This is a genomic window from Arthrobacter sp. B0427-1-12 (genome assembly GCF_059092905.1).
Genome location: NZ_JBNHIC010000069.1, coordinates 1 through 15869, shown reverse-complemented (window position 1 = coordinate 15869; position 15869 = coordinate 1). Strand labels below are relative to the sequence as shown.

15 protein-coding genes, 2 pseudogenes and 1 riboswitch are annotated in these 15869 nt (G+C 64.0%); of the genes and pseudogenes, 9 read left to right on the top strand and 8 right to left on the bottom strand.

Annotated features, from left to right (window positions below; all coding sequences use genetic code 11):
• Positions 1 to 493: 493 nt before the first annotated feature.
• Positions 494 to 883 (bottom strand): MerR family transcriptional regulator, encoded by a 390-nt coding sequence (locus AC5RWU_RS21820; RefSeq protein ID WP_494032955.1) that lies wholly within the window; start codon positions 881 to 883, stop codon positions 494 to 496.
• A gap of 75 nt (positions 884 to 958) precedes the next feature.
• On the opposite strand from AC5RWU_RS21820, the gene AC5RWU_RS21815 reads away from it, so the two are divergent.
• Entirely contained in the window at positions 959 to 2149 is a 1191-nt protein-coding gene (locus AC5RWU_RS21815; RefSeq protein ID WP_494032956.1) for an MFS transporter, read from the top strand.
• Positions 2150 to 2557: 408 nt separating this feature from the next.
• Here the strand turns inward: AC5RWU_RS21815 and AC5RWU_RS21810 are convergent, their stop codons facing one another.
• Together AC5RWU_RS21810 and AC5RWU_RS21805 are read right to left on the bottom strand one after the other, a co-directional pair.
• On the bottom strand, positions 2558 to 3421 hold the full coding sequence (locus tag AC5RWU_RS21810) for an alpha/beta fold hydrolase (protein ID WP_494032957.1): 864 nt from the start codon (positions 3419 to 3421) through the stop codon (positions 2558 to 2560).
• Between the two features lie 2 nt (positions 3422 to 3423).
• On the bottom strand, positions 3424 to 3780 hold the full coding sequence (locus AC5RWU_RS21805; protein WP_494032958.1) for a DoxX family protein: 357 nt from the start codon (positions 3778 to 3780) through the stop codon (positions 3424 to 3426).
• Between the two features lie 42 nt (positions 3781 to 3822).
• Here AC5RWU_RS21805 and AC5RWU_RS21800 point away from each other — a divergent pair, with 42 nt between their 5' ends.
• Positions 3823 to 4380: a TetR/AcrR family transcriptional regulator gene (locus tag AC5RWU_RS21800; RefSeq protein WP_494032959.1), complete on the top strand. Its 558-nt coding sequence runs from the start codon at positions 3823 to 3825 to the stop codon at positions 4378 to 4380.
• A gap of 220 nt (positions 4381 to 4600) precedes the next feature.
• On the opposite strand, the gene AC5RWU_RS21795 is transcribed toward AC5RWU_RS21800, so the two are convergent.
• On the bottom strand, positions 4601 to 5047 hold the full coding sequence (locus AC5RWU_RS21795; RefSeq protein ID WP_494037254.1) for a DUF6069 family protein: 447 nt from the start codon (positions 5045 to 5047) through the stop codon (positions 4601 to 4603).
• A gap of 122 nt (positions 5048 to 5169) precedes the next feature.
• Positions 5170 to 6129: an RNA polymerase sigma-70 factor gene (locus tag AC5RWU_RS21790; RefSeq protein ID WP_494032961.1), complete on the bottom strand. Its 960-nt coding sequence runs from the start codon at positions 6127 to 6129 to the stop codon at positions 5170 to 5172.
• Positions 6130 to 6932: 803 nt separating this feature from the next.
• On the opposite strand from AC5RWU_RS21790, the gene AC5RWU_RS21785 reads away from it, so the two are divergent.
• The 7 genes and pseudogenes from AC5RWU_RS21785 (at position 6933) to AC5RWU_RS21755 (ending at position 10858) form a co-directional block, all read left to right on the top strand.
• Complete coding sequence (locus tag AC5RWU_RS21785) at positions 6933 to 7805, top strand: pentapeptide repeat-containing protein (protein ID WP_494032962.1); 873 nt, start codon at positions 6933 to 6935, stop codon at positions 7803 to 7805.
• 99 nt (positions 7806 to 7904) lie between these two features.
• Entirely contained in the window at positions 7905 to 8057 is a 153-nt protein-coding gene (locus AC5RWU_RS21780) for a hypothetical protein (RefSeq protein ID WP_494032969.1), read from the top strand.
• Between the two features lie 118 nt (positions 8058 to 8175).
• The gene (locus AC5RWU_RS21775; protein ID WP_494032963.1) at positions 8176 to 8469 is read left to right on the top strand and encodes a hypothetical protein; all 294 of its coding nucleotides are present in this window, start codon (positions 8176 to 8178) and stop codon (positions 8467 to 8469) included.
• Between the two features lie 37 nt (positions 8470 to 8506).
• Positions 8507 to 8841: pseudogene (locus AC5RWU_RS21770) on the top strand (IS21 family transposase); the annotation flags it as partial.
• A 284-nt stretch (positions 8842 to 9125) separates the two neighbouring features.
• A complete protein-coding gene (locus AC5RWU_RS21765) occupies positions 9126 to 9338 on the top strand; it encodes a hypothetical protein (protein WP_494032964.1) in 213 nt (70 codons plus the stop codon).
• Between the two features lie 84 nt (positions 9339 to 9422).
• Positions 9423 to 9983, top strand: coding sequence for a dihydrofolate reductase family protein (locus tag AC5RWU_RS21760; protein ID WP_494032965.1), 561 nt, complete (start codon positions 9423 to 9425; stop codon positions 9981 to 9983).
• A gap of 278 nt (positions 9984 to 10261) precedes the next feature.
• Positions 10262 to 10858: an NADPH-dependent FMN reductase gene (locus tag AC5RWU_RS21755; RefSeq protein WP_494032966.1), complete on the top strand. Its 597-nt coding sequence runs from the start codon at positions 10262 to 10264 to the stop codon at positions 10856 to 10858.
• 294 nt (positions 10859 to 11152) lie between these two features.
• Here AC5RWU_RS21755 and cycA read toward each other — a convergent pair whose 3' ends face one another.
• The 3 genes and pseudogenes from cycA to AC5RWU_RS21740 all read right to left on the bottom strand — a co-directional run.
• Positions 11153 to 12631, bottom strand: a complete 1479-nt coding sequence (gene cycA, locus AC5RWU_RS21750; protein ID WP_494032967.1) for a D-serine/D-alanine/glycine transporter — start codon at positions 12629 to 12631, stop codon at positions 11153 to 11155.
• Between the two features lie 157 nt (positions 12632 to 12788).
• Positions 12789 to 12886, bottom strand: a riboswitch (glycine riboswitch).
• 872 nt (positions 12887 to 13758) lie between these two features.
• Positions 13759 to 14888, bottom strand: a pseudogene (locus tag AC5RWU_RS21745) (IS30 family transposase).
• 505 nt (positions 14889 to 15393) lie between these two features.
• Positions 15394 to 15869, bottom strand: a 476-nt coding sequence (locus AC5RWU_RS21740) for a hypothetical protein (RefSeq protein WP_494032968.1), incomplete at its 5' end; no start/stop codon positions are given.

The following is a 15869-nucleotide window of genomic DNA, read 5'->3' as shown; positions in this document are numbered from 1 at the left end:
TCTCGCCCCGCTTGCCGGCCCGCACGATCCATGCGCCCACCTGATGCGTCCTTCCCGACAGGTTGAAACCGTTCCGAGCCCATTCTGCCCGCAAGGAGGCGTAAAGAGCGAGGACAGTGCTGCCAGTCGGTCTTCGGCGCAGATGGCTTCGGCGTCCTGGCGCAGCGCGGCGACGGCGACCATGCGGTTCCCGCCAGGGACGGCTTTGGCATCCGACCCGTAAGCCGGTGCTGTTCCGCGACAAGGATGAACGAGAACTTATGCACGTGCTTGAATGACGAGGACGTGATTGCGATCCGGCCCTGTCCCGGCTCGCTGCTGTCCCGTTAGAGCATCCTCCACCGCGACGCTCAGGCACCATTCCCCGGGGAAAAATGTCAGTTTCAGAAGCCGCGTGCACCTGAATGTCAGCAGTCGCCCGCACCGGTCCGCCGTGAGCCTGGTCAACTACGCGCTCCAACGGACCTCGGGCAGAATCGCTACGCCGACGTGGTTACGCAGCGCTGGCAGGAGTTGACCTCGTAATAGTGTCGCTGACGATCTCGATGTAGTTGTTGATGGCGTCGCGGTTGCGGGTGAGGCAGTCGATACGTTGGTTCATCCGGTCACGCTGCTCCTCAAGGACGGCCAGCAATTCGGGGGTGGCGTCGCGGGGGTGGATCGCGGGAGTCTTGTCCACGCAGGGCAGGATCTGTTTGATGATCCTGGTGGGCAGACCGCTGTCGATCAGTCCGCGGATCTGGTTCACCCGGTTGACCAGGTACTCGTCGTATTCACGGTAGCCGTTGGGCAGGCGCCGGGGCACGATCAGCTCCTGCTGCTCGTAGTAGCGCAGTGATCGGGGCGGAGTGTCCGTCAGCTTCGCAAGCTCTCCGATGCGCATGTGTGACCTCGTCTTCCCGTGCCGTCTGGGCCGAATTTGACCTTGACACTAATGTTAACCATCCACAGTAGGGTCATGACACAAACACAACAGTATGCTCCCGGCCGGACCGGCCGATCCGGGCGTCTTCCCCTGGGCGGGCTGCTGGCCCTCGCAGCCGCCGGGTTCATCACCATCATGCTGGAAACGCTGCCGGCCGGAATCCTGCCGGCCATGAGCGGCGGTCTCGCGGTTTCGGAGTCGGCCGTCGGCCAGACGGTGACCGTATTCGCTCTCGGCTCCATCGCGGGTGCCATACCGCTGATCAGCGCAACGATGGGGTGGCAGCGCCGGAAGCTGCTGCTCCTTGCCGTCACCGGGTACGCCGTGACCAGCATCGCCACCGCCGTATCCGACAGCTTCGCGCTGACGCTCGTGATCCGGTTCATCGCGGGAGTTTTCGCCGGGGTGCTGTGGGGCATCCTGGCCGCGTATGCCCGGCGCATGGTCTCGCCCGAGCACCACGGTAGGGCCATCACCATCGCGCTGGCCGGCACCCCGGTGGCGCTGGCCATCGGCACCCCTGCCGGAACACTGCTTGCCGGCCTGATCGGCTGGCGCTACACCTTCGGCCTGATGGCACTGACCGCGGTGCTGCTGATCGTCTGGGTACTGGCGGCCGTGCCGGACTTCGCCGGACAGGCCAAGGGTGAACGGACTCCCGTTGGCCGGGTCTTCTCGGTACCCGGCGTCCTTCCGGTCGTCGTTGTCACGCTCCTGTACGTGATGGCGCACAACGTCCTCTACACCTACATCGCATCGTTCCTGGCACCGGTGGGCCTGGGCGAGAGCGTCAGCGCCGTGCTGCTCGTCTTCGGCGTCGCATCCCTGGTGAGTATCTGGATCACCGGCGTCTTCATCGACCGGCATCTGCGAATCCTCATGATCGCCAGCGCAGCTCTCTTCGCGCTGGCAGTTCTCGCGCTCGGTCTGCTGGCCGCCCTGCCCGCGGCCGTCTTCATCAGCGCCGCCCTGTGGGGGCTCGCCTTCGGCGGAGCGGCGAGCCTGCTGCAGACAGCCGTCACCGACGCGGCCGGACCGGCGGCCGATATCGTCCAGTCCGTCATGGTCACCGGCTGGAACATCGGCATCGCCGGCGGAGGGATCGTGGGCGGACTGCTGCTCAGCGGCTTCGGCGCCTCCGCACTGGCATGGGCAACCCTCGCACTCTTGATCGCAGCGCTCATCGTCGTCATCACCGCACGCAAGCACGCCTTCCCCGCCTGATCACCACTGTTTCATCCGCGTCCCCGGAAGCGCCGCACTGGTGCTCCCGGGGAACGCAGCCACCCACATGTGATCCCGCGCGTACAACTTGACGTCTCATTTCCTTATATCTGGGACATTCCGCTGACGTCCACTCCCCCACCTCGTGGTCCAAGACTCGCCGTGCCGGTGGCTGGCCCTCCAACGAGAAGGTTCATTCCCTTGCGTTAGGCCGTCCCGTAAGCCGGTGCTGTTCCGCGACAAGGATGAACGAGATCTTATGCACGTGCTTGAATGACGAAAATGTGATTGTGATCCGGCTCTGTAGCTGCTCGCTGCTGTCCCGTTTGCGCGTCCCTCAACGGACACTTACGTCCACTAACTTCCGGGTCCGCCGCCGTCCGTGCGGTCACAGACCGCCTTCAATAATCACTCGATGTGATCAAGGAAAGCGCGGGCCTCGGTGATGAAGCGTTCGTGCGCTTCGAGCTGCGCCCAGTGCCCGCACTCCGGCACGAGCACGAGCCTGGCGTCGGGCATCGTCTCCGCCGCGCGCACTGAGCGCTTTGGATCCACCAGGGGGTCGTCTGCGCCATGGAAGAAGAGGGTCGGCGCCGAAACCTCGCGAAGCCGCGGCGTGAGGTCGTTGAGCATCCGATCCCGCCCGAGGGTGGCCTGGTTGTAGCGGCCGTAGGCCAGACCGCTACGAGGGCGGCGCGCCTCGGTGATGAACTCGTCAATAACCTCGGCAGGCAGGGTCGCGGGATCACTTACCATCGCGCGCAGCGCCCGATGGACGAAAAGGTTAGCCACCCGGGACATCGGCACCAGCAGCCATTCCGGCAGCTGGGCGGCCCGCCACGCCCAGCGCTGAGTGCGGGCGTCCTTGAGGACGGGAACCAATCCTCCAGGCCCGATGAGGATCAGCCCCGCGACACGCTGGGGCGCCTCCAGCGCCACATTGAGGGCCACGTCGCCACCCATGGAAACGCCGATGACGACGGCGCGGGAAAGTCCGGCGGCATCCATCGCGCCCAGCACCACCTTCGCAAGCTCGACCGGACCGCCGACGGGAGGTATCTCACTGCTGCCGCCGAATCCGGGCAGATCGAACGCCCACACCACGCGGTCAACTGAAAGCGGTTCCATCACCTTGAACCAGGAAATCGCACTGTTGTCCGGGCCTCCGCCGTGCACGAGCACGAGCGGGACCTTGTCGGTAGGCACGCCGGCCCGCAGGGCGCGCAGACCGTCCACGGTGGTCTCCGTAGCGGCGGGAGGAACGAGCGTCATACCTACGTGAAGCTCCATAGAAGCACGAAGAGGCTCAGGGCCAGCATGCCGGCGGCGTTCAGGAAGAGGTTCCGACCGAAATCGTGGGCACGGATGTGCATGGCAACGGCGCCAACGAAATACAGCACGATGGCGACCGAGGTAAGCACGCCCAGGTAGGGCACCCAGATCCCGGCGATTAGACCGGCCGCAGCGGCGAACTTGAGCGGCGGCATGATCCACCACAGGCGCCGCGGCCAGTCGACGTCCTCGAAGCACTTGGCGATGAAGGCCACGGGCTTCAGGCACAGCAGCCCGTCAACGCAGGACACCACAGCCAGCAGAACCACCGGCCACAGAGGATCGGGCAATTCAGCCATGACCACACCGTACCATACGGTATGGAACGGTAGGATGGGTGAATGACGACGCGCGATGACTGGCTCACCCAGGGTCTTGCCGCCTTGGCCGCTGAGGGCGAGCCAGGGCTGCGCGTTGACCGGCTGGCCCGCAATCTCGGGCTGACGAAAGGCTCGTTCCACCATCATTTCCGGGGCATGGCGGACTACCGCCGGGCTCTCCTGGAACGCTACGAGCGCGACCAGATCACCGCCCTGGAGCAACTGGCGGCCACTCTGGCGGGCATGGCCGCGGAAGAAGCCCTGCGGGCGTTGCCGTCCCGGGTTGGCGCCCTGCTCGACACCGATGCGGAACGATCGGTCCGGGCCTGGGCCATCGCCGATCCGCAAGCATGCGCGGCCCAGGAGCGGATCGACGCGGCGCGGCTGAGGTTCCTCCGCGGGCTATGGTCCGAAGCCCTGGGCGACGACGACCGCGTCCATGCGGCGGCTCTGGTGCCGCACCTGGTCGCCATTGGTGCCAGCGTCGTCCATCCACGTCTGGATACGGCCGAACTGCTGAAGGTGTACGACCTCCTCGCCCGGCTCGTGGCAAGTGTCGGCGACGCCACGTCCGAATGAGTGTTCCGGGCCTTGTGTGTGACTGCTGGTTCAGAATGGCGGTTTTCGCAGTTCGGTTTGGTGGTTGCCTCGTCCGTTAAGCCGATCCTTGAACGGACACTTTCTCGGGCGGGTCCAAAGCGACCTGAGCTCGGCATCCGGGGCCTCAACCTTCCGCAAGCAAGGAGCCATCCCGGCAGCGGATCGGCATACGGGGTCACGAACAGGTCCGACGTTGATGTCAGGCTGGGACGTTCAGTCTGGCTTGTGCGCCGATCACGATGACCGCGATGCCACCGACCGTGTGCATGCCGAAGAGCAGCACGCCGGTGAAGGTGTCGTGCGCGCCAAGGGAGGCGAAGACGCCGGAGGCGATGGCAACGACGGCGCCGAGGGCCGTCATGACGGTCGTCCATCGGCGGGAGCGGCGGGCGACCAGGGCGAGCACGAGCGCGCCGAGCGCGAGCGGCAGGATCGTCTTCCACGCGACGTCAGGCGCGATGACCAGGTGGTTCGGCGGGCCCGCACCAGGGTCCACCCTGAGACTGGCGTGGGCTGCGCGCCCGATGGCGTAGAGGCCGAGATTCACAGCTGCGGCGGCCAGGATGCTGACCGCAGACACGGATACGAGCTTTCTCGGCCGCGCAGTGGTCTGAGGCGGCGTAGGAGTACCGGGCAAGTTGGTCATGGTGTTCCCTCCGTGATGATGTCGTGTAGGACCTTCCATCCCTGAGACAAGACGGCGACCCGCTTTGTGACATCGGCGGAGCCCCCGCCGACAAGCAGGGCGGAAAGCACTGCCAAGAACACTCATTCGGGCCGAGAACGGCGCCTCGCGTCCCCGTACTCCTGCTTAATCGCCCAGGCGTCCGCAACCGGCCCGAGGTGCTCGAGCTTGTCGGGATTGATCACCGAACGAATGGTTTGGATCTGCCCGTCCAGAATGTCGAGCACCATGACATGCAGCACCCGGCCTCTCCGATCACGCGTTAGCGCGCCCGGCTGCCCGTTGACCTCGTGCGCCTCGAGGACGAGACCGATCCCGGCGAGCTGCGGGAAGACCGACGCCAGCAGCCTGGCAGTCTTCTCTGCCCCCACGATGCCTCTGGGCAGGCTCGGCGCCTTGCCGCCGCTGTCGCTGAGGAACCGGACGTCGGCGGCGAGGAGCCCGCGCAGCCCGTCCATGTCACCTTCCTTGAACGTCTCAAAGAACCGGGCGGCGAGCTCTTCACGCTTGCGCCGGTCCACTTCGAACCGTGGACGACCCTCGTCCATGTGGCGGCGGGCCCGCACGGCGAGCTGACGACAGGAGGACTCCGACCGATTGACCGCCGAGGCGATCTCGGCGAAACCGAACCCGAAGACATCCCGCAGCACGAAGACTGCCCGCTCGAGCGGACTGAGCCGCTCCAGAAGCAACAACGCCGCCATTGAAACCGAGTCGGCCAGCTCCGCCGACCGCTCCGGGTCCTCGTAGGGATCTTCCAGCAACGGCTCGGGGAACCAGTCACCAACGTACTGCTCCCGGCGCACGCGGGCCGACTTCAGCACGTTGATCGAGATCCGGGTGACCACCGTCGACAAGAACGCCTTCGGCGACGCCGGCTGCGTGTCCGAGGACACATAGCGCAACCACGTCTCCTGAACCGCATCCTCCGCCTCGCTTACGCTACCCAGGGTGCGGTAGGCAATCGAGAACAAGAGCGGCCGCAGCTCCTCGAACTCCTCCGTCCGAGTCCGCAAAACAGCGGACGAGGGGAACGGACCCATCTCGACCGCCAGCTCCGCAGCCTCGGGCCGAACATGCCATGATGGCCCAGCCCTTACCGGACCCTCCGGAGGCGGTGGCAACGACGGCATGCGGCTCCTTGAGGATCACGCGCTGACAATTCGATTAAGGACGGCAAACGCTCTCCGACTCACAATACAATCCGCTCACAGCTCCAGGATCAGACCGCTCATATGCCGGTGCCGCTACGTAACAGCCATCCCCGAGAGATTATGCGTGCGGCCGAATAGCTGTGAATCGCGATTCACACCGAATAGCTAGTCTGTCCTCCAGCGGATGCCGTCCAAGACTTGATTCTGTCCCGTTTGAGTATCCCTGAACGGACACTTTTCCGGGCGGGTCTAACGCGGCATGATTCGCCGATCCATGCCGGTCTCATCTGTCATTTTCCGAAGCCGTCTGCACGGAATGTCGAACACGCGGGCACAACTCTGGTGGTCAGATGAGAGCCGCTCACGTCCTATGGACGACTGCACCTTCGGTGCAGCCCCGCTCCCGGCATTTCTTGCACCGTTGGTCACCACTGGGATGAATTGGCGGCTTCAGTGTCCGCGGTAGCGGTGCCGTCAGCTGCCGAGTGGGACGTGTCGTTGAAGTGGCCCAGCGGGGATGCCCAGGTATTCTGATGCCAGTGATATTTCATATTTCTCTGTGACCCACAGTCCTTACAGCGATTCCAGTTCGTTCCTTAGAGGAGCGGTGATTTCGTGCGCCCGCCAGGGGAACCCCAGATGGGGTTCCCCGGCTCACCGGCCCAACACCGAACTCGCCACTGGAAGATCACATGAAAACGACAGCAGCACTCTCCCCTGCGCCCTCTTCACCTGCCCTGGACCGGCAATCCCTGCGCCCTGACTGCGGTAATTGCTTTGCCCTCTGCTGTACAGCCTTCGGCTTCTCGCGTTCGGCGGATTTTGCCCTCGACAAACTCGCCGGCTCTGCCTGCCAGAACCTTGCCCCTGACTTCTCCTGCACCATCCACGACAGCCTGCGCCCGAGGGGATTTCGTGGCTGCACGGTCTTTGACTGCTTCGGGGCCGGCCAGGGCGTATCGCAGGGACTCTTCGCCGGAAAAAACTGGCTCGAGCACCCTGACATCAAAGACGAGATGTTTTCCGCGTTCCAGGCCGCACGCCAGCTACATGAGATGCTCTGGCACCTGGCCGAGGCCCAGTCACGCACCTTCGATCCCGACACCTCAGATCGTGCGGCAGAACTCAGATACACGATCGAGCAGGCGGTCGGTGGGCAGCTGCCGGAGTTGCTGTCACTGGATATTCAAGATCTTCACTCCCAAATGAGGTCAACGCTGATGGATGTCAGCGAAGAAGTGCGGGCCGCCTACTTCGCCTCCGGTGATGATCATCTGGAGTCCGCGCTGAGGCCCGGAGCGGACCTGATGGGCAGGAATCTCAGATCCCGCCGGCTGTGCGGGGCAGATCTCCGAGGCGCCTATCTCATTGCCGCCGATTTGCGTGACAGTGACCTCTCGGGTGCGGACCTGCTCGGCGCAGACTTCAGGGACGCACGGCTCGAAGGCGCTGACTTGTCCAGGGCCCTGTACCTGACACAGCCGCAACTCAACGCCGCGAGAGGCAGCCGCGCAACACTTCTACCCCCGGATCTGACAATGCCCCCGCACTGGCACAACGAATGAACATCACAAGCCCGACCACTCGGGGCCGTCTCAGTTTCTTGGAACTGAGACTTACCGAGCACCGACCAGGCCCACCGGCTCAACAGCCACGACGCCCTCGTGGCAGCCCAGACGATCGCCCTGGACGCCGCCCGCGCCGAAGTGCTGGCCGCCCGTAGCGAACCGGACAAGGACCCGGAAATGGTCGACCGGGTACTGCGCCGCCTGGACCTGCGGACCCTGCTGATCGAGGACAAACCCGTTCACCGGTAAGCACCCTCACGAAGCCCGTCACCGACACCCCGGTAACGGGCTTCGTCATGCGGCCGCGGGTTACAGTGCGCACAGCAGCAATCCGCGACCAGTTCACCAACTCCTGAAAGGACGTCCCATGGATCTGACAATCATCGTTCCCGCAATCGGCATCCTCATCGTTATTATCGCTGGGTTTGCCGTGGCTCGCGCCGCGTCCAGGAGCAAAGCATCGAATCGCTCCAAACAGCGGGGCGGCAGACAGCACAACAGCGGCTCCGATACCGGGTCCGGCTCCTACCCATCCATCGCCTCCTCCGGGGCAGGCAAGCACAATGATCCTGACTCCACCGGCCATGACACGAGTGACTCCGGTTCATCATCCGGTGGATCCTCCGGCGGAGACGGCGGCGGTGGAGGGGGCGGCGAATGATGCGCGCATCTCCGAGCACGGCTGAAGCATCACCTGAGACGCCGGCCGCACGGCCGAGCAGTCGGCGGTACGGGCCAGGGTCACGGATGAGTGGCTGCCCAAGATCGAGGAATGGATCGAAGCGTCCAAGGGCGCATTCGCGTCGACGTCGCCCACCGCAAACTCGTGGCGATGGGCTATACGGGCTCCGAGCGCTCAACCCGCCGGGTGGTCGCGCAGGTACGGACCACATATCAGGCCAGGAACAACCGGGTGCACCGGCCCTGGGTGACCGAGCCCGGGCAATGGCTGCAGTACGACTTCAGCGACGGGCCGGCCATCGACGGACGCAAAGCGGTGTTGTTCGTGGCGTGGCTGGTCCCGCGTAGGCATCCCACAAGCCGGTCCCCCCAACGCACGCCGCCCGACGGAAAAATCCCGAATCAAATGCCCAATTGAAGTACACCCCAACCTGACCTCAGACACCCACCCGGAAAGTTGTCAGAATAGGATTCAAATTCGCATTTACTGGCATATCCTCGGGCAACTCTTAAATTTCAGCCTTACGAAGGTCCAGAGGCGCACGGTAAGCGGCGTTATGGTGTAAGCAATCCGGGGCGGGATCCCCGGGGAACAGTCCTCAAGCTTGTCCTAAGCCCCGAGAGGGATGCTGAAGCATGACCATGGCCCACCGGATCCGGATCGCCGGCCTGCCCCTTCTGCTGGCTTTACTGGCCGTGGCAGCAGGATATGCCGTGGACAGCTGGCGAGGCGCCTTCTACATCGCCCTCATTGTTCTTCTGCTGGCCGTTTCCACTTACCTCTTCGACAGATGCACGCAGTCTCCGCAGGAGAAGAGCGCGCGGCAGGCCCGCAAGGGAAAGCGTTAAGGACCGGGACTGCGCCTTCGAACACACCCAGGGCCAAATACTGAGCTGCAGTACTGTCGGACCCGCTACCGAGAAGGGCTTCTGATGGGCAACGTGACCTATTCAATGAACGTCTCACTTGACGGCTACATCGCCGGGCCGGACGGCAACTTCGACTGGACGGCGCCCGACGAGGAGGTCTTTCGCTTCTGGATCGAGGAGATTCGACAGGTCGGCGTCCACCTGCTGGGACGACGGCTGTACGAGACGATGCTGTACTGGGAGACCGCCGACCAGGATCCATCGCTCGACGAGTCGGAGCTCGAGTGGGCCGCGCTCTGGAAGCCGCTGCCCAAGGTGGTGTTCTCCACCACGCTGTCGGCGGTGCAGGGCAATGCCCGCCTGGCCTCCGGCGGCCTGGCGGAGGAGATCGAGCGGTTGCGAGCCCAGAGGGAGGGTGAGATCGCGATCGGCGGCGCGACTCTCGCCGCCGAGGTGGCCGCGTTGGGTCTGATCGACGAGTACCGGGCCGTGGTCTACCCGGTGCTGGTTGGCGGTGGCATTCCGTTCTTTCCCCGACATGAGCGCCGGGTGGATCTCGAACTCGTCGAGACCCGCACCTTCAGCTCGAGTGTCGTATACCTCCGCTCCCGCGTGGCGCGCTAGCTCTACGCGGTCAGGTTTGTCGCGCGAAATTACGGACGTGTCGCGTGCGTAAGCCGGTCCTTCACCGCGACACCCCAGGTCCCTCCCCGCGGCAGAAAAATCTCTGTGAATCGCAACGGTATTGGCGTGTTTTAGGCAGCGGTTAGTGGCCGGTCCCATCCGCGGCTTCCTCTCCCAGTTATGTCCAGACGTTCCACTTCTCATGAACTGGGACGCGCCGATCCAGCAACACTGAGTTGACGAGCCGGTTCCGGCCGGCTGACGGAAGGAACACTGCAATGGCTTACAAGATCGGTTACTTCATCGGGAGCCTGGCCACCGGCTCCATCAACCGCACCCTCTCCAAAGCGCTGATCAAGCTCGCACCCTCGGAGCTCGAATTCACCGAAATCCCCATCAAAGACCTCCCGCTGTACAGCTGGGACTACGACGCCGACTTCCCGCCCGAGGCACGGAACCTGAAGCAGGCCATCGAGGGCTCGGACGGCATCCTGTTTGTTTCCCCGGAGTACAATCGGTCCATCCCCGGCGCCCTGAAGAACGCGATCGACTGGGGATCCCGGCCCTGGGGGTCCAACTCCTTCGCCCGCAAACCCACCGCCATCATCGGCGCCTCCCCCGGCGGCATCGGCACCGCCGTCATGCAGTCCTCCATGCGCAGCATCCTGAGCTTCCTCGACGCCCCGCAGCTGAACGCCCCGGAGGCCTACATCTCCTTTAACCCCGACATCTACACGGACGACGGCGAGGTCAAGGACGACAGCACGGCCGGGTTCCTGCGCCACTACATGGAGGAGTACTACGCCTTCGTCCAGCGGGTCCACGCGTCGGCACCCGGCCACATCGGCGACGAAGACCCCGACACACGGAAATAATGCCCGCCGGCCTTAGGCAGCGCGGCGCCTGAAAACCCCGCCGGCCGGCTCAGGCCCGCGGCCGGCACCGCCGCAGGCCCGCCGCGGGCAGCAGTTCACCCGTGCCCGGTCGTTGAACATAACCTGCACCTGCTGAAGGGACTGTGCCCGCGGGAGGTTACCTGGTGCCGGTTTACGGGCAGCGATCGGCGGTCATCTGCGCAAAGAACAGGAACGCCCAGGGTGCGGGCGGAGGGCCCCGCGCACTGCGCGGGGCCTCCGTCGATCGGGGCGCCGGGGCTGCCCGCGGCAGGACTATTCGGCGGCCCCCACCTGGGCGGTTTCGCGGGCGCCGGGTTCCCGGCCCTCGGCGTCCAGCTGGGCGCGGAACGCCGCGGAGCGGGCGATATGGGCCGGCCTGCGCCGGATGATGGCCCAGGCGATGCCCAGGATGACGAACCAGACCGGGGTGATCAGCAGCGCGGTCAGCGTGTCCGGCTGGGTCGTCAGCGCCCACAGGACAAAGGCGAAGAACGCAAACACCACCCAGACCATCACGATACCGCCGGGCATCTTGAACCTGGAGGCGGCGTGCAGGTGCGGGCGGCGCTTCCGGAAGACCAGGTAGCTGGCCAGGATGATGGACCAGACAAACATGAAGCAGACCGCGGAAACCGTGGTCACCATGCCGAACGCCGCGCCGATGTTGTCGCCGGCATACAGGAGTACGACCCCGGAGAGCAGCAGCACACAGGACAGGAACAGTGCGTTACGGGGTACCTTGCGCGAGGACAGCCCGGCGAAGACGGAGGGAGCATCGCCTTCCTGCGCCAGGCCATACACCATGCGGGAGGTCGAGTAGACCCCGGAGTTGGCCGAGGACATCGCCGAGGTCAGCACGACCAGGTTGACGACCGTGGCGGCCATGCCGAGCCCGGCCAGCGAGAACATGCCGATGAAGGGGCTGTGGCCGGCTTCGAACTGGGTCCAGGGAGTGACCGACATCAGGATGATCAGGGCGCCGACGTAGAAGAGCAGCACACGGATCGGAATGGAATTGATGGCCTTGGGAAGGTTCTTTTCCGGATCCTTGGCCTCGGCCGCCGTCGTTCCCACCAGTTCGATGCCCACAAAGGCGAAGACGGCGATCTGGAAGCCTGCCACGAAGCCCATGAATTCCTGCGGGAAGAAACCGCCGTGGCTCCACAGGTTGCTAAAGCCTGCCGGGCCGGCATCGGACTCGAAGCCGGTGAAGATCATGACCAGGCCGGTCACGATCAGCGCCACGATGGCGATGATCTTGATCAGCGCGAACCAGAACTCGGTCTCACCGAAGGCCTTGACGGTGGCCAGGTTGAGCAGCAGCAGGACGGCCACGGTGAAGACACCCGGAATCCACAGCGAGATGCCCGGCACCAGTTCGTTGGCGTAGCCGGCGATGGCAATGACGTCGGCGATGCCGGTGACCACCCAGCAGAACCAGTAGGTCCAGCCGGTGAAGAAGCCGGCCCACGGGCCCAGCAGGTCCCCGGCGAAGTCGCTGAAGGACTTGTAGGACAGGTTGCTCAGCAGCAGTTCGCCCATGGCCCGCATGACGAAGAAGAGCATGAAGCCGATGATCATGTAGACAAAGATCACCGAGGGTCCGGCCGCCGAGATGGTCTTGCCCGAGCCCATGAACAGACCGGTTCCGATGGCACCGCCGATGGCAATGAGCTGGATGTGGCGGTTGGACAGCTGCCGCTCAAGGTGGGGTGCGTCAACAGGCTTGGTTGGACGAGGTTGAGTCGTCATGAGGAACTCCGTAGTTCAAGCGGCACCGGGGTGGCACGGTGATTGTGTTCCTCCCCGCTCTGTCTTGGACCTGAGAGTTTCCGCGCCCACTGCTCTCGCAGGTGCCGCTTGCACCGTCGGTGAGCCAGGTTGCTGCCTGACTGCTTTCCAGAGTTGCCTCGCCGCGGCGGTACATGGGCCTGAGAGATTCCTGGGGAGGATTTGCTCCTACGGCGCCTGCTGAATGTACCGGCAGAACTCTCCCGCCGCAGATCACAAGCATGACCCACTTTGAAGTGAGCCGGATCACACCTTAGCGTGGAGGGGCGGCACCACGCAAACGCATCGCGGGCACCGCATTGTTTTTCGCGTATCGACACCACGGCGACGTTGAACAGGTTTAAGGTCGGATGATCAGGCTTCGTCTGTGAAATTGCTGCCCGCTGGTGAACAAGCGGATGGCACCCCACAGGGCCGACTCGGTCCGGGATGGAGGACACGAGACATGCCGGGCGTGGTTTTACGGGGGAAGGGCCGGTGCTCGGCGGCCGGCAGAACCTTGGGTTCGCTACAGGATTTGGATCGGCACCGACACTGGGCCTGCGGCGTGAACTGAATCACCCACAGCTGTATATGCCTTTCGAGCCGTGGCGGGAGATTCCTCCCCGCACACCATCCGGATTGGCGTTAGGGACTGCCCCGGTTTTCGTGGGCTCCTCAATGGTGCTCCACAGGTATTCATCGTGGACCAGCTGAAGTGCCCGGGCAGGCGACTGTGTCCGTTTCATACTGGCGGATAAATAGGGAAAGCCCCTCGGGAGGGGCTTTCAGCAGTTGATGTTTGGTATTGATCAGCGGTGATGCGCTCCTCCTCCCTGGGCGCTGTACGCGCCCTGCCGGTTTCTGTAGTTAAAATTTTAATAATTGCCCGGTTGATCGTCCACCGACACGACGAAGAATTACCGACGCCAAGGCATGGGTTCCTTTCGCCCTTCCGGCCGATGGCTCTGTGCCGCATAAACCGGTCGCACACCGCGACAAAGATGAGCGAGAACTTATGCATGCCTGTGAATGGCCCCAGCGCGATGGAATACGTGTCCCACCAGGGCTCGTGAATGTCCCGTTAGAGGATGGGCGGATTCAGGCGGTCATTGCAACAGGAGGTCTTCGATCAGTTCGATCGGTTTCCTGAACTCTAGTCTTTTGCGCGGCCGGTCGTTGAGTTCCTGGGCGATCCAGTCGAGGTCTGCGGCGCTGTGGACGCTCAGGTCGGTGCCTTTGGGGAAGTACTGGCGCAGCAGGCCGTTGGTGTTTTTGTTGATGCCGCGCTGCCAGGGCGAGTGCGGGTCGCAGAAGTAGATCTCGATGCCGGTATCGATCTTCACGGTTTTCCAGTCCTGCATCTCAATGCCCTGATCCCAGGTCAGGGAATGCCGCAGCACATCGGGGAGCGTCTTGATCTTCGCGGCCAGTGCATCACGCATCTGCTCGGCCTTATACCCGTCCGGCAGGTGCACGAGCATTGTGTAATTGGTGGTCCGTTCGACCAGCGTCCCTCCCAATGCCCCGGCACGGCCCGGTCCTCGACCTCGGCAGGACGCTGGGAAATGTTGATCATTCCCGGGATCCGGTTCTTGCGCTGCCCGGCCTTTCGGCTGGGCTGCCTCATGGCCCGCCCGGTGCGCAGGCACGCGGTCAGTTCGCGCTTCAGCGCCCCGCGGGACTGGACGTAAAGGGACTGGTAGATGGTCTCGGGTGACACCCTCATCTCCGGCTCATCCGGGAACTCAACCCGCAGTCGTCCTGCGATCTGCTCGGGTGAGTACTTCTTTTTCAGGTCCTCTTCCACCTTCGCACGCAGCACAGTGTTTGTGTGCAGTTTCGCCGGTTTCGGCCGTGACGCGCGCTCATACGCCAGGGCGTGGGCCGAGGTCGCCCGGTAGGCGGATCCGGCCTTGGTGTTGCGGCGCAGCTCCCGGGACACCGTCGAGGCCGACCTGCCTATTACTGTGCCGATCTCCCTCAGGGAGCGTCCCTGGGCGCGCAGTACTGCGATCTCCTCACGCTGGCCGAAGGTCAGGCACCGGCCCTTCAGATCCCGGCCCCGCCGGGGCCTGACGCCGCCGGCCTCGACCAGGACCCGGCGTCCGGTCCGCCGGCTCGTATTGACGGCAGCCACGGCATCGGTGATGAAATCACCGGCCTGCATCCCGGCCCAAAAAACCTGCAAGAGATCAGGCCTTAGATAAATTGAATACCCCGCCATGACAACACCCATTCGCTAAGTGTTGCAATCACCGCAAGAACCCAAGGATGCTTCATCGAGACACCTGTCCGGACATACTCACGGTTATCGGCGCAGAAAGCCTGCGCGAAGTTGGGCCAACGCACCGGAAGCTGTTTTCAAGCTCGCGACCTCTTGGAAGATGCTGGACGAGATCGGCGAGGTTGGGTACTCAGCGCTAAGCAATCCGCGGACGGTACCGGCTGTGATGCGGTTCGGCTCAATTGCGGCAAACACGTCGTGCGCGCGGTGAATGCATGGGATTGCTCACCCGGTTGACGGACTTTCTGACCGACCCCCTCATGTCCGCGCAGCCGTGGGATGGCGAAGCCTACCAAGCCGTGTCCGACTGATTCGATCAGGTCGGTATCGTTGAGCTTTGCGCGGTAGTTGCCCACGTGTTGCGGGCAACCATGCGGGTGTTGCGTCGGCGCGCGGCTGCCACCCCACTCGGACATCCACGGCCTCATGGCATGCCTCTATAGCTTCATTCGGTGAATCAGTTGCGTTCTCGGATGGCGGTTTCTGCCGGTTCAGGGGCTGGCTCCTGCCCTGGCGTTGCGGGGGCATTGACCGAGAGGCCGGCCAGGCTGTTTCCGAGCGTCCGGCGCAAGGTCAGAACGTCGTCGGGCTCGCTGGGTTCACCGCGTTCCGGGCTGGTGCTCAGGGTATCCAGGGCAAGGGCGAACAGCCGGCGTGATGCCGCCACGGCCTCTTCCCTGTCCCGGCGGATCAGGTGCTCATTGACGAACAGGAGCAACAGGACGTCCTCAATCCACCGGTCGAGGCGGAAGGCGCCCTCGGCCTTGGCGCGTTTGATCAGTTCCTCGAATCCCCGCAGGATGGTGGTGCGCAGCCGGTCGACCTCCGCGGATTCGCCCTCGGGTACTTCCCGCAGCGCGCTCATGTAGCCCAGGTTGTTGATCTCTTCGAGGAACAGCTGCTCGAAGTACATCCTGAACCCTTCCCACCCTG

Excerpts from the sequence above, each read along its gene's own strand:
- AC5RWU_RS21820 (WP_494032955.1), bottom strand. The coding sequence starts at position 883 with ATGCGCATCGGAGAGCTTGCGAAGCTGACGGACACTCCGCCCCGATCA.
- AC5RWU_RS21815 (WP_494032956.1), top strand. The coding sequence starts at position 959 with ATGACACAAACACAACAGTATGCTCCCGGCCGGACCGGCCGATCCGGG.
- AC5RWU_RS21810 (WP_494032957.1), bottom strand. The coding sequence starts at position 3,421 with ATGACGCTCGTTCCTCCCGCCGCTACGGAGACCACCGTGGACGGTCTG.
- AC5RWU_RS21805 (WP_494032958.1), bottom strand. The coding sequence starts at position 3,780 with ATGGCTGAATTGCCCGATCCTCTGTGGCCGGTGGTTCTGCTGGCTGTG.
- AC5RWU_RS21800 (WP_494032959.1), top strand. The coding sequence starts at position 3,823 with ATGACGACGCGCGATGACTGGCTCACCCAGGGTCTTGCCGCCTTGGCC.
- AC5RWU_RS21795 (WP_494037254.1), bottom strand. The coding sequence starts at position 5,047 with ATGACCAACTTGCCCGGTACTCCTACGCCGCCTCAGACCACTGCGCGG.
- AC5RWU_RS21790 (WP_494032961.1), bottom strand. The coding sequence starts at position 6,129 with ATGGGTCCGTTCCCCTCGTCCGCTGTTTTGCGGACTCGGACGGAGGAG.
- AC5RWU_RS21785 (WP_494032962.1), top strand. The coding sequence starts at position 6,933 with ATGAAAACGACAGCAGCACTCTCCCCTGCGCCCTCTTCACCTGCCCTG.
- AC5RWU_RS21775 (WP_494032963.1), top strand. The coding sequence starts at position 8,176 with ATGGATCTGACAATCATCGTTCCCGCAATCGGCATCCTCATCGTTATT.
- AC5RWU_RS21765 (WP_494032964.1), top strand. The coding sequence starts at position 9,126 with ATGACCATGGCCCACCGGATCCGGATCGCCGGCCTGCCCCTTCTGCTG.
- AC5RWU_RS21760 (WP_494032965.1), top strand. The coding sequence starts at position 9,423 with ATGGGCAACGTGACCTATTCAATGAACGTCTCACTTGACGGCTACATC.
- AC5RWU_RS21755 (WP_494032966.1), top strand. The coding sequence starts at position 10,262 with ATGGCTTACAAGATCGGTTACTTCATCGGGAGCCTGGCCACCGGCTCC.
- cycA (WP_494032967.1), bottom strand. The coding sequence starts at position 12,631 with ATGACGACTCAACCTCGTCCAACCAAGCCTGTTGACGCACCCCACCTT.